Source organism: Flagellimonas olearia (assembly GCF_009184425.1).
In the GTDB taxonomy this organism is placed as follows: Bacteria; Bacteroidota; Bacteroidia; order Flavobacteriales; family Flavobacteriaceae; genus Flagellimonas; species Flagellimonas olearia.
Window position 1 is genome coordinate 823,790 of record NZ_WELG01000001.1, and the last position, 14,608, is coordinate 838,397.

A 14,608-nucleotide genomic window follows, 5' to 3' on the forward strand; every position below is an offset into this window, starting at 1 on the left:
ACAATAACCATTTAAAAATGAGCAAACGAGACGAACTCATCCAGAAGTACGCAGAGGAGATCAAAACAAAATTCGGGGAGGAACCCAATATGGACCTTTTGACCAAGGTAACCATAGGATTGGGACCTTCCATTTATAATCTGGACGCTTCAAAAGTTTCTGGATCCAATGAAAAGGAGATGGAGACGGTAAAGACCAATTTCCTGATTAAAAAACTGGGCCTTTCGGATGGTCCCCAATTGTCCGAAGCCATCAATACCGTCATAGACGCCTATGGCCGGTCGGACAAGAATAAATATCGTGCCGTGATCTATTATATGTTGGCCAAGCATTTTAAGAAGGAATCCATCTATAATTAAGAAAAAGCCTCTCAAGTAAAGCTGCTGAAAGGGCAGCTTTTTTTATACCCATAATTTCAATCTACCTTTGCCATATGATTCAACTAGGCAACTATAACACCCTACAGGTACTGCGGAGTACCAGCGTAGGCCTCTTTTTGGGAGATGATGAAGGAACAGAAATCCTTCTGCCCAACAAATATGTTCCGGAAGATTTTAAGATAGATATGGATATGGAAGTGTTCTGCTATCTGGACAACAATGAACGCCCCGTAGCCACAACATTGAAGCCGCTCATTATCAGAAATGGCTTTGCTTTTCTGGAAGTGGTAGAGGTAGGGGAGTTTGGGGCCTTTATGGACTGGGGCGTGGAGAAACATTTGTTGGTTCCGTTCAAGGAGCAGACCGTGCGAATGGAAGAAGGGAGAAAGTATGTGGTGCACTGTTATTTGGATGAAAAAACGTTCCGCTTGACGGGTTCCAGCAAGGTGGACAAGTTTTTATCCAATGTGGAAGTAGCCTATGGGGTAAATGATGAAGTAGATTTGCTGGTCTACAGGAGAACCCCGCTGGGATGGGAAGTCATTGTGGATGAAAGACACAAAGGACTCATTTTTGAAAGTGATGTATTTCGGCCCATTGCTATTGGGGACGCTCTTAAAGGATACATCAAAAATGTAAGGGAGGACAAAAAAATAGACCTGTCCCTTCAACCCATTGGAGCAAAAATGTTGGAGCCCACGGCCAAAATGATCTATGATAAGTTAGTGGAGAGCGATGGATTTCTGCCTTTGCATGATAAATCATCGCCAGAAGAAATACAGCAGATAATGCGTATGAGTAAAAAGGCCTTTAAAAAAGGGATTGGCATTCTGTACCGCCAGCGAAAGATCAATCTTCAGGAGGATGGCATCTACTTGTTGTAAGTAAAATACCATAAAGGCCCAAATAGCAAGGATTTATAAGGGATTTTGATACCATTGGGTTTTTTTCTTTCGCCAAAAACTTTACATTTGTAAGTGTGTATATTAACTCATTGACAGTTATGTGCTTAGCAGAACTGTAGAACCCGTAACCTTTTAGCAGTATGCCTTTTATTGAAGAAAGCGATTTGTTGGACCTTCATAAGGATATCGATAAGGCCCAGATTATCAACGAAAGACTTCTAGATCAGATAAAATATAAGAACAAGGATTTGCGAAAAATAAAGTTGCAACGGAACATTCTTTTAGGTTTTGTTGGACTTTTTGTAATTGGCACCCTGGCCATCACATCCTTTACCGCAGGGTTGAGCAGCAAGCAATCCTATGAGAACCAAAACAATCTTTTGGTAAGTATAGACAGTCTGGATGCCATCAAGACCCGAATAGATAACCTCAAAAGTCAAAATGAAGAGCTCAGCTTGGTCAAGGAGTTTTACTTGGCGAAAGAGTTTCTGAACAAGGAAACCATCTATTCCGTGCAGGTAAAGTCGTTTGTAGATAATAATGTAACGCTTGCCTCGGAGGCATTGACCAATACACTTTTTGTAAAGACCAATCCGTTTTACGCCTATTCCTTGGGGAACTTTGAGACCTTGGATGAAGCACAATCTTTCCGCAAACAATTGGTACAGATGGGCTTTCAGGATGCCTTTGTGGCCTCGTACCAAGACGGAAAACGAATTAAAATAGAAGATCCGTATTAATCTTGGGAAATTTTAAGGCCTGGGTACAGGCTGCTAGACTACGCACCCTTCCGTTATCTTTATCTGGAATAATAATGGGTACCGCCTTGGCTGCCAAACAAGGTGTTTTCGATGGAACGATTTTTATTCTTGCCTTGCTGACCACGGTCGGTTTTCAGGTCACCTCCAACTTTGCCAATGACTATGGTGACGGGGTAAAGGGAACCGATAATGAAGACCGGATAGGTCCGGCACGTGCCCTGCAAAGTGGGTGGCTTACCCGTTCTGCGTTGAAGAAAGGAATCATTGTATCGATAGGGATTTCACTTTTGTTGGCCATTGGTTTGATCTACATCGCTTTTGGGTTGGATAATCTACCATATATCGTATTGTTTTTAGTGCTTGGCATTCTTAGCATTTGGGCCGCATTGAAATATACCATGGGTTCCAATCCATATGGTTATATGGGCTTGGGCGATGTGTTCGTGTTTTTGTTTTTTGGACTTTTGGGCGTGTTGGGAAGCATGTTCCTCTATACAAAAAGCATAACTTGGACTTCTTTGCTACCCGCTATTGGTATAGGAACATTGTGTGTGGGAGTTCTTAATTTGAACAACTTGCGGGATGTGGTTTCAGATGGAAAGCATGGTAAGAACACCTTGGTGGTAAAAATGGGCTTTCAAAATGGAAAAAAATATCATTTTCTATTGTTGGTGTCCGCTCTTATTAGTTTTATGGCCTATATCTTTATTGAAAGATTGAGCATTGTGCAATCCTTTTTTATGATCGCTTTTGTGCCCATAGTGGCCCACTTGATAAAAGTCATGTCCACCCAAGTGCCAGGAGCCTTGGATAATGAGCTTAAAAAACTGGCCCTCAGTACTTTTCTGTTATCCGTACTCTTCTATGCGGCAGTAAATTATTTTTTGTAATTTTGAGATATAACCAGATAAACTTTAAGGAACGTGGAGCAACCGATTAAAATTTTGATTGTAGAGGACAACGTCATCATTGCAGATGATATGCAGTCCATGTTGGAAGAGATTGGTTATGAGATCGTGGACAATGTCATTGTTTACGAGCAAGCCGTTGAGGTATTGAAGAACAACCATGTAGACTTGGTTTTGATCGATATTATCTTGGCTTCTGACAAAACCGGGATAGATCTTGGAAAGCACATTCGCGATGTGTACAATATTCCATTTATTTTTGTGACCTCCAACTCGGATAGGGCCACGGTTGAAAATGCCAAAACGGTAAAACCGGATGGGTATTTGGTAAAGCCATTTGAGCAACAAGATTTATATACTTCCATAGAAATTGCCCTTTCCAACTTTAACTATTCAAAAAAGGCGGAAATAAAGGAAACGGATAGTGAGGATGGAGATACCATCACTTCCAATTCAGTGCTAAAGGATTCCATATTCGTCAAAAAGCAGCATTTGTATTACCGAATCCAGTTTGGTGACATCCAGTTTATCAAAGCGGACAATGTGTATTTGGAAGTCAATACGGTGGACAAGAAATTCTTGGTACGTTCTCCCTTGAAGGATTATTTGGAGAAATTGCCCAAGAACAAATTCTACAGGGCACACAAATCCTATATTGTTAATGTGGATCATATAGATGCCATCAACTCCAAGGATATTATGATCAATAACAACCTGATTCCCATCTCCAAGGATTTCAAAGAGTTTATTCTCTCCTCAATGAACAGTTAGTGTTCTTGATGTGAAAAAAGATATCATTGAGTGCCCAATAGGGCACTTTTTTTATGCAACAATCTTTTTTAAATACATGACCACAACTTTCAACGGGTTCACAACAAAGTTTTCATGCTTTGGAAGGATGCAAGTACTTTAGCAGTGTAATTGATTCAGAAAGTAATTTTTTCATTTTCATATAGTGTTCTCGTAAAAGGGTCTTGTTCAAATTGGCAAGGCCTTTTTTAGTTTGGTACATGGGCCAATACTCTGTAAAATCCATGAAATGCACAAAACATCGACAAAAGACCCTTTCACATAGCCAAAGGGTAGTTTCACAACAGAAATCCATGGTTTCACAACATTGGCGGGCAAGTCTTTCCGTTTGCATTTAATTTTGAAGATAAACTAGCGTTCTTTATATACCCCATACTTGCATTGCAAAGCTTCATTTTTAGGCTTAGGCTGATTTGCCATTTTGCGTAATGGGGACATGAAAAAGGGCACAAACAATAGTATGGACCTTGAGGGTAACTCCCAAGGTCGATATATTTAATAGATTAATGGGACGTTACGTAAGATTCTTATTTACCATCATATACTTTGCTTTCCTATTCAGTGGTTCTGCGCAATCCATCACTGGTGAAGAACCCAATACCCTAAAGGAATTTCAGGATATAAACACCCCGTCTGGGAGGTTCAATGTCTTTTTCAATTCCGTGAACAGGTACCAGGAGCATTCGGCATACGACTGGTTGGATACTGTAAAAATATACCTCTCCAATGCCCAAAAGACCAACGATACCATAGCCACTAGGCTGTATCAGGTTATGCAGGCCCAGATATACAATGATCTTGGGGAATACGATAAGAGCACCGCACTGGCCAAGGAACTCTATTTTGCCAAGGATTCCCTGGACACGGAATCTCAGAAAATTGTTTTGGACGTCTTGGATGACAACTATGCCAATCTTCAATTGTACGACAAGCAAATTGAGATCCGTAAACAGAAGCGGGAAATGGGTATTACCGAAAATGTGGCCTTTTATGATATTTACAGCAATTTAGGACTCTACCGAAAGGCTCGGAACCAATACATTATGGAGGTAAAACCCACCATAGCGGACAATGATTCCTATGGGTTGGCCAAATACCACAGCAAAGTGGGCAATTACCTGAGATTGGACAATTCGGCCCCAACTGCTTTAAGTGAGTTGAAAAAGGCAAAAGCCTATTTGGATGTCTATCTTAATGACATTTCGGTACAGAAAAGCGAAGCCGAGATATTTGAGAGTGATTTGCTGAAAGCAGATATTGAAGGTAATATTGCCAAATGCCACGTCATGTTGGGGGAATATGAACAAGCCATTCCTTTGCTCAAGGGTAGTATTGAAGCCTTGGAGGCTTCTCCCAAAAATGCACATAGAAACGAAATCATCGAAAACACGCTTTATTTGGCCGATGCCAATCTTCAATTGGAGCGTTACTCGGAAGCCAAGAAAAGTCTGGATGTCGATTTTGAGAATATTGGCATACTCCAAAGCATCAAACGAAACAGTTTGTTGGCTGCCTATTACGATAAGGTGGAGAATTACAAAAATGCCGCCATGTACTATAAGCGTAATGAGCGCATAAAAGATTCCTTGGCACAAAAACAATCTTCCATTATCAAGCAACAGTTGGTGACCATAGTGGCCAATGAGGATTTGGAAAATTCACAACGCTTGATTGATGAACAAAAAAGGATCAACGAATTGGCACGTAGTGAGATGAAGGCCAAGGACGAGCGCATCAACCTAGTGTTCATTTCCTTGATTTTCACTTTGCTTGGTTTTGCCGGATTGGTATATGCCTATGTAAAGAGTATTAAAAACCAACGGTTGATCGCGGAGCAGAACCACATCATCGAGAATGCCCTTATCGAAAAAGATTCCCTTTTGAAGGAAATCCACCATAGGGTAAAGAACAACCTTCAGATGGTTTCCAGTCTTTTGAGCCTGCAAACAAAAAATACGCGGAGCAAGGCTGCCATTGAGGCCTTGGAAGAAGGAAAGAGCAGGGTAAAGGCCATGGCATTGATCCACCAAAAGTTGTATCAGAACGATGACCTTTCCGTAATTGAAATGCAGGGATATATTGAAAGTTTGATCAATAGTGTACAATCCGTTTATAAGAAAGGTGGACATAACATCAGCATTACCATTGATGCTGAAGGCACCGAACTGGATATAGACCGTGCTATTCCGTTTGGATTGATTTTGAACGAATTGGTCTCGAACTCTTTTAAATATGCGTTTCCGGAGAATGATGAGAATGGAAAAATTTATATCCATCTCAGAAAAAATGGAGATCAAGGCTATTTTGAATATACCGACAATGGGGTAGGACTTCCGGAAGATGCCGAGGAACGTGCCCATTCCTCCATGGGTATCCGACTGATGAACAGACTTGTGAACCAGCTTCAATCCAAATTAAATATTGATAGGGATAATGAAGGGGTGCGGTTCTGGTTCAACTTTAGCTAAGATCTTTTCTGCTTGGGCTTTTTAAAATGGTTACATTTGATACCATTGGATGAAAGCGCATTATACAAAGTACACCCTTGATTTTAAAAGACCCAGTGGGACCTCCCGCGGCATTCTTACCCAAAAGGAGACCTGGTTTTTGATTCTCGAAGAAAAAGACCACCTTGGAATAGGGGAGTGTGGTATTTTAAGGGGTTTGAGTGTGGACGATGTCCCCGAATACGAAGAGCAACTTGCCTGGGTCTGCGATAATATCCATTTAGGTGAGGTGGAACTACTAAATAGGCTCCAAGAGTTTCCTTCCATTCAGTTTGGACTGGAACAGGTTTTTCGCTCATTAAAGTCCTCGAATCCATTTGAATTGTTCCCTTCGGAATTCACCCAAGAAGAAGCGCCCATATCCATCAATGGTTTGATTTGGATGGGGGACGAATCCTTTATGCTTTCCCAATTGGAGCAGAAATTGGAGGAAGGGTTCCGCTGCATCAAGATGAAGATAGGGGCCTTGGATTTCGAGAAGGAAATCGCCATTTTAGAAAGTATTCGTAACAACTTTGGTCCGGATGAAATTGAACTTCGGGTAGATGCCAATGGTGCATTTACACCTCATGAAGCTTTGGGAAAACTCCACCGATTGTCAGAATACCAATTGCATTCCATAGAGCAGCCCATCAAGGCTGGTCAATCTGCGGAGATGGCAGATTTATGCAAAAATACCCCCTTGTCCATTGCTTTGGATGAGGAACTTATAGGCGTTTTCGATGTAACGGAAAAGGAAAAACTGCTACAAACCATACAACCCCAATATATAATATTGAAACCAAGTTTGGTAGGAGGTTTTTCGGGGAGTTTGGAATGGATTGATTTGGCCAAAGGACAAGGAATTGGGTGGTGGATCACTAGTGCCTTGGAGAGTAACATTGGACTCAATGCCATTGCCCAATGGACCTATACCTTGGGCAACCAAATGCCACAGGGTTTGGGCACGGGAAGCCTGTATACCAACAATTTTGAGAGCCCGTTGAAAGTGGGACACGGCAATTTGTATTATAAGTCGAATAAGAATTGGAAGAAAGATTTAATCAAAAGTTTATGTATATAGAACAAGGCTATAAAGGAGAAATTGGGTTATGGAAATATTTTGTGATCCCATTGGCATTTATGGGTTTTATGGTAATGAACTATGTCATCACGATCAATTCGCCCATAAGTGTGGAGGACACTATGCAGCAGTTGATAGAACAGATGGGTTCCAATACCGTGTTGATTATTCTTTTGCTGCCTTTATCCGTTGGATTGTTGGTGGTATGGGGATGGACCTATTTGGTCCATAGGCAGTCCATAACCTCATTGACCACCTCTAGAAAAAAGGTGGATTGGAAACGGATTTTTTTCTCGTTTGGGGTATGGACCTTACTGACGATACTTCTGACAGGAATCGATATTTACGCTTCCCCGGACAAATATGTGCTCAATTTTGATTGGGCCAAATTTATTCCGTTGGCCATCATTGGGGTGGTCCTGATTCCTATGCAGACCAGTTTTGAGGAGTACCTTTTTAGGGGACATATGATGCAGGGTCTTGGTATTTTGGCGAAGAACCGATGGGTGCCCTTGGTGGTGACCTCCACTTTGTTTGGTTTGATGCATATTGCCAACCCAGAAGTTGAAAAGCTGGGGCATGGCATTTTGGTCTATTATATTGGTACCGGTTTTTTCTTGGGAATCCTCACCTTGATGGATGAAGGGCTCGAACTGGCCTTGGGTTTTCATGCCGCCAACAACTTAATAACCGCTTTATTGGTGACAGCAGACTGGACGGCTTTTCAAACCAATTCCATTTATAAAGATGTTTCCGAACCAGCATTGGGATGGGATGTGCTCATTCCCGTATTTGTGATTTTTCCCTTGTTGTTATGGTTCTTCTCCAGAAAATATGGGTGGAAAAACTGGAAACAGCGATTGTTCGGAAAGGTAATGACCAAAGAGGAATTTGTAGCATTGACCCATGGGGAATCCGATATGGCATAATATCCATCCAGAGTTTAAGCTCAATGGTATTCCTTATTCGCATGCTGAGCTTTGGGAAGTGGGGTATAGTTTGGTCAAAGAGGGTAGTGCTTTTGAAAGCTCCATGGGTGATTTTTTATTGGATTGGCTTTCAGGAAATCCGGTACTGGAGGTTTTCACCTCGGGATCTACGGGAACACCCAAGAAAATCCATTTAAAAAAGGAGCATATGGTCAATTCGGCCAAGGCTACTGGTCAATATTTCAACTTGAATGCGGGTCATACGGCCCTGCTTTGTCTTCCTTTTTCAGGGATTGCCGGTAGAATGATGTTGGTTAGGGCCATGGTCTTGGGTTGGCAATTGGATTATGTGGAACCTACCTCCACACCCTTGTCCCATACCAGCAAACCATATGATTTCGCTGCCATGGTTCCGCTTCAAGTGCAAAACTCACTGGAACAATTGGGGCAGGTTCGTACCTTGATCATAGGAGGGGCACCGGTGAATGCTGCTCTTAAAAAAACCCTTGACACCCTTGGCACCAACTGTTATGAAACCTATGGCATGACCGAAACCGTGACGCATATTGCCATAAAAGCCATTAACGGCCCAGAAGCTTCCGATCTTTTTAAAACACTTCCCGGGGTTAACATCTTAAAGGATGGGAGGGAATGTTTGGTCATAGAAGCTCCTGCTATTGCAGCGGAGACTATAGTGACCAATGATTTGGTGGACATTGTTTCAGAAAATACATTTCAGTGGTTGGGCAGGTTTGATTCCATTATAAACTCGGGCGGTGTTAAGTTGGTCCCAGAACAGATTGAGAGAAAATTGGCACATCTCATGAATTCACGTTTTTTTGTAGCAGGTGAGCCGGATGAAAAATTGGGACAGCGTTTGGTCTTGGTCGTGGAAGGAAAGTGCGATGCAACGCAGCTCCTTCATGAAATAAAATCCCTTGAAACACTTCAAAAGTTTGAAGTACCCAAAGTCATTTACTGTGTCCCCAAGTTTATGGAAACCAAAACAGGGAAAATATTGCGCAGTGAAACCCAGGAACTTACTTACACTGCGTAAGCTTTTTTTTTCATATCTTCATAAAGTTCCCCGGTTGATTTATAATCAGTTATATCATTGAAATCTCTATAAGATGAAGAATGCACTATTGTTTTTGGTTTTGTGTGCTGTTTTGCCACTCTACCCCCAAGCTACAGATAGGATAGTTACCGGACAGGTCACCGATGTTTGGGAAACGCCTATTGAAGATGTGAACGTTTTGGTAAAAGGTACAAAACGTGGGGTACAGACCGATGCGGAAGGAAGGTTTTCTTTAAATGCGGACACAGGGGAAGTTTTGGTATTTTCCGCAGTAGGGTATGGAAATGTTGAAATGGAGGTACTGGATATTGAAGAAAGATTTAAAATCATCCTTTCACCTAGGACCACAAAGTTGAAAGAGGTGGTTGTGGAAGAGACCAAGCGTAAGACCAGACAAGACTTGATGATAGAGTATACCACCAATAAGAATTTGATTAAGACCACAATAGGTATTTTGGACAAAGATCGTTCTTCCACGGCCCTAGAGATCATTGATGGTGATAATCTGTTGCCAGTGGGTCCAGATTTTTTGACGTCTTTGCAGAATCATAACCTTAATATGAGGGTGGTACGGCCTCCAGAAGCTGATGAAGTGATAGTATATTTACGAAAAATCTCGTATGGAGGCGATTCCCTTCATGCTTCACAACCCAAGGCTATTTATGATGTAGATGGTTTTGTACAGGAAGCGGCCCCTACCTATTTGGCCGGTTCGGATATTGACCGTGTGGCCATATTGGAGCGTAATGCAGCTATATCTCGCTATGGACCAAGGGCTATTGGAGGGGTCATTATTGTTAATACCAAGGCCAAAAGTGAAATGGATGCGCTGGGATATGGCAAGGATTATACCACTGCCGATGTTCGCAACAGTATGAACAACTTGTTTGAGGGAGCGGATTATGTACCCGCAATTCCGGAGTATATGGAAGCCTTTGGAACCATTGCCTCAGAAGGAGCGGCAATGGAGTTGCTCCAAACGACCAAGGGGGATTACTCGAAGGATTCGTATTTTCTTATGGATATGGCTTATTATTTTCGAGTACGTTGGAAAGACGAAAAGGAAGCCAACAATATCCTAAAGGAAGTTCATGAAGAATTTTCGCAAAACATACCTGCTTTGAGAGGTTTGGCCTATAGATACGCCATGTTGGATAAACATGATAAGGCTTTGGAGATTTTCCTTGAAGTATTGGAGCAAGACCCCTTGTCCGCACAATCCTATTGTGATGTCGCGCAGGCCTACGCGGAAAGGATGAACTATAAAAAAGTTTCCAAGACGTATGAAGATTATAAAGCCATGAGAGGGAATGACCTACCTTTTGATGCGTATGGCGCAGATTTGTTCATGACCACGGATTCCTATGGATATGTGAAGTCCAATAAAGAAAAACCAAGCTGGGAAAAAATAAGTGAAGGAATGGGAGGAGAGATTTCACACACCCGAATCACTTTGTCTTGGAACAACCCTGATGTCAAGATTGGGTTCCAATTGGAGGATCCCGAGTCTTCATTCAAGACATGGGAAGTAAAATCCCATGATAATGAAACGGACAGGGGATATGCCAGTACTCAATTTTTTCTGGACGAAAAAGTGGAAGGAGAATGGCTATTAAATTTACTTTACTATGAGAGTGAGACCCAAACCCCTACCTATTTGAGGATAACCAGTTATTTCAATTATGGACTTCCCACGCAGCGTTCAGAAACCCGAGTGCTAAAATTAACCCATGATTATGAAGGGAATGGGTTGGTAAAGATCAACACTTCCATTGGAACACTAGGGAAATAGTTTTATAAGCTCTTTTCTGGAGGAAGAAGGGTCTTTTTAAAGATGAAATTGGTTTTGAAGAAATTGATTTTTACCGCATTAGTGCAAAATTATCAATCTTCAATCGTGATTTTATTCTACCGTTCCATTTGCGCAATGCCTCAAGGTCATCCCCATGATCGGTCTCCTTCCTCATGTTTTTAGCTTCGGCATTGGCGCCATCGTAGACCTCATCATAAATGATTTTCATTTCGTCAAAGGTCATCCCTTCCTTGATTCGGGAATTGGCCAACCGTCTATATATCTCATATACATCAAAGAGCAGATTAATGTAAATAAGTTTGTTCTTGGTATGCTCATGATGAAATTCGGAAGAGCTGATATCCATAAGGGTCCTTCCCACAATTTTTCTATTACCGTTCATATCCCAGTACATATCCAGCATATAACCGATATTGATCTGGTTCTTCCCTTTGGGGCCAGAGGTTTTCCTTAAAACTTGAAAGGGGGAATCATAGTCCTTTCCCGTTTTATATTCTTTATCTCCTTGAATGCCCTTGGGGACATCCTCGGTTTCATCCCGTAAATGGTCCCATTCAAAACGTTTGTCTTCTTGCCATGAAAGCACGGAAGGTCGCGCATAGGCCAAATCTTCGATGGGAATATAGCTGTCATAATTGATCAGGTATCCTTTTTCTTTCATATAATCCAAGGATCTTTGGTCATTGAAGCTTTTTGGGTATTGGTAATTGGTTTCCCAAAAATCATCGGATGCCTGTAGGGCGATTATTTTGTCATAGTCATTGCTAAAGGAAATGTCTTTTGTAAAATAAGGTTCCTCAAACGATTTATTGTAATCATAAAAATAGATGAATGTTCGTGAGTTGATGATTTCCGAAATACTTTCCGTGGTGTAATTCATCTGAAAGGTGAAATCCAAATATTGGATTTTCCCATAATCCAAAGGATTGAAAACAATGTTGAACCCAATTTCCATTGGGGTCAGGGAGACGGTTTCATTTATGGAGGTCAGAGCATTGGTTACGGGGTCCTTGATGCCAAGTTCAATTTTCTTGACAATCAAGTTTTCATAATCCACGATCATTTTTCCATAGAACAGTCTTCCATTCGGGTTTTTAGGCGTAAAAGAAAGCGATGCTTCTTCTTGGGTGCACGAACTGCAATCGTCAATTCGAACAGTATATTTTCTTTTGAGGGCATTATAGTCCATATTGCCCGGGTGATCGGGCAATATTTGACCGGTTTCCTCGAAAAAAGTGAAGTCACTTAAAATCTGGGTGTTGTCCAGACTATAAAACGCAAAAGATTTGTTGAGGCCAAATCGTCCGCTTTTGACTTTTAGATCTGTAATGCCACCTGAAAGGCTTTGCTCACTGTTGTAAAAACCTTCTATCTGTTCGAGGGGGATACCTCTCACTGCGGAGGTCAGGGTCAAAAAGGCCTTACTCGGAGTGGTTTCCCCTTGCTGCCTATACTTCTGAACAATATTATCCAATAACCTATAGGGATATTCTTTGTCTTCCCCAGCGGTGAGCACAACTTCCTGTAGGGAAGAAACATCGGGCTCCAAAAAAAGTTTGGACTCATCCGTAAAGTAGGTCAAGGCCACTATTTTTGTTTTAAACCCCAAATGCCGTACTTCCATGGAATCTTTTTGGATATGCCCATCCACTGCAAATTTGCCATCCTCATTGGTGATGGTGTGATGGGTATCCTCTCCAAAAATGGTAATTGTGGAAAAGGGCAATGGTTCTTGGGTAGCTTTATCAACGACAACCCCCTCAATTTTTGTTTGAGACCAACCTACAGCGCAAACAAATAGAAGTAAAAAGCAAACTTTCTTCATCCTTGGTTTGGTTTAACGGGGGAGTTTTCCTTGACTTCTAATATAAGTATTTGATTCTTAGTAAGAAAATGGCTTTCTTTTGTGTTGGGTAATCCTCGATACCATTTTAATGGAATATGGATGGATTTTGTAACTTCATCCAAAATCGACCCTATGAACAGACTGTTTACCTTCCTTGGCATATTTTCATGTTTTGTATTGCAATCCCAACAAATCCTTCCCGAAGTGGAACGCGCTCGGGTGGTAGACGAATTGCTGGAAGATCGGTTTACGAACTTACTTCCAAAATTGATGGATGATGTGGGTGTGGATATGTGGGTTTTGATTTCAAGGGAATACAATGAAGACCCGGTTCTACGGACTATGCTTCCCGCTACTTGGCTGAACGCAAGGCGAAGGACCATTCTACTGTTTTATCGGGATAAGGAAAAGAACACTATGGACAAGCTCGCCGTGGCACGTTATAATGTAGGGAAAAGTATTGTTTCGGCTTGGGACAAGGAAAAGGAACCCGATCAATGGAAGCGGTTAATGGAATTGATTGCAGAGCGAAACCCAAATAAAATTGGATTGAACTTCTCCAAAGACCACAACATTGCAGATGGTTTGGACAAAACAGATTACGATGAGTTCATGGTTAATCTGCCCAAGAAATTCCATTCTAAAGTAGTTTCTGCCGAATCATTGGCCGTACGTTGGATCGAAACCCGCACCGAACGTGAAATGGTCATCTACGATCAATTGGTGGACATTACCCACGATATCATTGCAGAAGCATTTTCAGAAAAGGTGATTACTCCCGGCATAACCACAACCACCGAGGTAGAATGGTGGATGCGGCAAAAAGTGACTGATCTGGGTTTGGAAACCTGGTTTCATCCAACGGTCGACATCCAGCGGAGTAGTGAAGAATTGGTGGGTCACTTATATTCCTTTTCGGGCCGTCCAGATGATATGGTGATACTGCCCGGAGACCTATTACATTGCGATTTTGGAATCACCTATTTGCGCCTCAATACGGATTGCCAGGAATTGGCCTATGTGCTGAAACCAGAGGAAACGGAAGCGCCTTCCTTTTTGGTGAATGCCTTGTACGATGGAAACCGCGTACAGGATTTCCTCACCAAAAATATGGTCAAAGGAAGAACAGGAAACCAAATATTGGCCAAAGCTTTGCAAGATGCCAAGGATAATGGATTGCAACCGGCCATTTATACCCATCCATTGGGAGCTTATGGCCACTCGGCAGGGACCACCATTGGCATGTGGGATGCCCAAGGAGGGGTCATGAAGGATGATGGTGAAAACTATCCCTTGAACCCCAATACGGTTTATGCCATAGAACTGAATGCCACTGTGAACATACCTGAATGGAAACGAGACATCCGCATTATGCTGGAAGAGGCTGGTTTTTATGGAGAGAACGGTTTTAGGTATGTAAATGGCCGGCAGACCGAGTTGTTGTTGATTCCAAGGGTAATACCACAACAGGGCTATTGACCTGTACCGTGTGAAACCACATTTTTAGTTCGACCAAACCTAAGGACGTGGTGATTTATCCCTTTTGTATTTGAATGTCTATGATACGGTTTTAATTCGTAAAACCCAGATAACTAAATATTTGAATAT

Annotated in this window: 12 protein-coding genes; 11 read left to right on the forward strand and 1 reads right to left on the reverse strand. The window is 41.9% G+C overall.

What is annotated here, in order from left to right; all coding sequences use genetic code 11:
- The first annotated feature begins 17 nt into the window (after positions 1–17).
- The 10 genes from F8C76_RS03410 (at position 18) to F8C76_RS03455 (ending at position 11,133) form a co-directional block, all read left to right on the forward strand.
- On the forward strand, positions 18–359 hold the full coding sequence (locus tag F8C76_RS03410) for a DUF2853 family protein (RefSeq protein ID WP_129654398.1): 342 nt from the start codon (positions 18–20) through the stop codon (positions 357–359).
- A gap of 74 nt (positions 360–433) precedes the next feature.
- A complete protein-coding gene (locus tag F8C76_RS03415; RefSeq protein ID WP_152131462.1) occupies positions 434–1,264 on the forward strand; it encodes a CvfB family protein in 831 nt (276 codons plus the stop codon).
- Between the two features lie 161 nt (positions 1,265–1,425).
- Complete coding sequence (locus F8C76_RS03420; protein WP_129654396.1) at positions 1,426–2,025, forward strand: SPOR domain-containing protein; 600 nt, start codon at positions 1,426–1,428, stop codon at positions 2,023–2,025.
- Between the two features lie 74 nt (positions 2,026–2,099).
- The gene (gene menA / locus F8C76_RS03425) at positions 2,100–2,936 is read left to right on the forward strand and encodes a 1,4-dihydroxy-2-naphthoate octaprenyltransferase (RefSeq protein ID WP_313847393.1); all 837 of its coding nucleotides are present in this window, start codon (positions 2,100–2,102) and stop codon (positions 2,934–2,936) included.
- Positions 2,937–2,969: 33 nt separating this feature from the next.
- Positions 2,970–3,725, forward strand: a complete 756-nt coding sequence (locus tag F8C76_RS03430; protein ID WP_129654394.1) for a LytR/AlgR family response regulator transcription factor — start codon at positions 2,970–2,972, stop codon at positions 3,723–3,725.
- 545 nt (positions 3,726–4,270) lie between these two features.
- Positions 4,271–6,232: a sensor histidine kinase gene (locus F8C76_RS03435; RefSeq protein ID WP_152130469.1), complete on the forward strand. Its 1,962-nt coding sequence runs from the start codon at positions 4,271–4,273 to the stop codon at positions 6,230–6,232.
- A gap of 49 nt (positions 6,233–6,281) precedes the next feature.
- Complete coding sequence (gene menC, locus F8C76_RS03440; RefSeq protein WP_152130470.1) at positions 6,282–7,334, forward strand: o-succinylbenzoate synthase; 1,053 nt, start codon at positions 6,282–6,284, stop codon at positions 7,332–7,334.
- Positions 7,325–8,263 carry a CPBP family intramembrane glutamic endopeptidase gene (locus F8C76_RS03445; protein WP_152130471.1) on the forward strand — a complete coding sequence of 313 codons (939 nt, stop codon included), beginning with the start codon at positions 7,325–7,327 and terminating at the stop codon, positions 8,261–8,263. The genes menC and F8C76_RS03445 overlap by 10 nt, the downstream gene beginning before the upstream one ends.
- Positions 8,241–9,320, forward strand: a complete 1,080-nt coding sequence (locus tag F8C76_RS03450; protein ID WP_152130472.1) for an AMP-binding protein — start codon at positions 8,241–8,243, stop codon at positions 9,318–9,320. Before F8C76_RS03445 ends, F8C76_RS03450 begins: the two co-directional genes overlap by 23 nt.
- 73 nt (positions 9,321–9,393) lie before the next feature.
- Complete coding sequence (locus tag F8C76_RS03455) at positions 9,394–11,133, forward strand: carboxypeptidase-like regulatory domain-containing protein (protein WP_152130473.1); 1,740 nt, start codon at positions 9,394–9,396, stop codon at positions 11,131–11,133.
- 70 nt (positions 11,134–11,203) lie between these two features.
- Here the strand turns inward: F8C76_RS03455 and F8C76_RS03460 are convergent, their stop codons facing one another.
- The gene (locus F8C76_RS03460; RefSeq protein ID WP_152130474.1) at positions 11,204–12,979 is read right to left on the reverse strand and encodes a carboxypeptidase-like regulatory domain-containing protein; all 1,776 of its coding nucleotides are present in this window, start codon (positions 12,977–12,979) and stop codon (positions 11,204–11,206) included.
- 153 nt (positions 12,980–13,132) lie between these two features.
- Between F8C76_RS03460 and F8C76_RS03465 the strand changes: the two genes are divergently transcribed.
- On the forward strand, positions 13,133–14,479 hold the full coding sequence (locus F8C76_RS03465) for a M24 family metallopeptidase (RefSeq protein WP_152130475.1): 1,347 nt from the start codon (positions 13,133–13,135) through the stop codon (positions 14,477–14,479).
- Positions 14,480–14,608 lie beyond the last annotated feature (129 nt).

Excerpts from the sequence above, each read along its gene's own strand:
- F8C76_RS03410 (WP_129654398.1), top strand. The coding sequence starts at position 18 with ATGAGCAAACGAGACGAACTCATCCAGAAGTACGCAGAGGAGATCAAA.
- F8C76_RS03415 (WP_152131462.1), top strand. The coding sequence starts at position 434 with ATGATTCAACTAGGCAACTATAACACCCTACAGGTACTGCGGAGTACC.
- F8C76_RS03420 (WP_129654396.1), top strand. The coding sequence starts at position 1,426 with ATGCCTTTTATTGAAGAAAGCGATTTGTTGGACCTTCATAAGGATATC.
- menA (WP_313847393.1), top strand. The coding sequence starts at position 2,100 with ATGGGTACCGCCTTGGCTGCCAAACAAGGTGTTTTCGATGGAACGATT.
- F8C76_RS03435 (WP_152130469.1), top strand. The coding sequence starts at position 4,271 with ATGGGACGTTACGTAAGATTCTTATTTACCATCATATACTTTGCTTTC.
- menC (WP_152130470.1), top strand. The coding sequence starts at position 6,282 with ATGAAAGCGCATTATACAAAGTACACCCTTGATTTTAAAAGACCCAGT.
- F8C76_RS03445 (WP_152130471.1), top strand. The coding sequence starts at position 7,325 with ATGTATATAGAACAAGGCTATAAAGGAGAAATTGGGTTATGGAAATAT.
- F8C76_RS03450 (WP_152130472.1), top strand. The coding sequence starts at position 8,241 with ATGGGGAATCCGATATGGCATAATATCCATCCAGAGTTTAAGCTCAAT.
- F8C76_RS03455 (WP_152130473.1), top strand. The coding sequence starts at position 9,394 with ATGAAGAATGCACTATTGTTTTTGGTTTTGTGTGCTGTTTTGCCACTC.
- F8C76_RS03460 (WP_152130474.1), bottom strand. The coding sequence starts at position 12,979 with ATGAAGAAAGTTTGCTTTTTACTTCTATTTGTTTGCGCTGTAGGTTGG.
- F8C76_RS03465 (WP_152130475.1), top strand. The coding sequence starts at position 13,133 with ATGAACAGACTGTTTACCTTCCTTGGCATATTTTCATGTTTTGTATTG.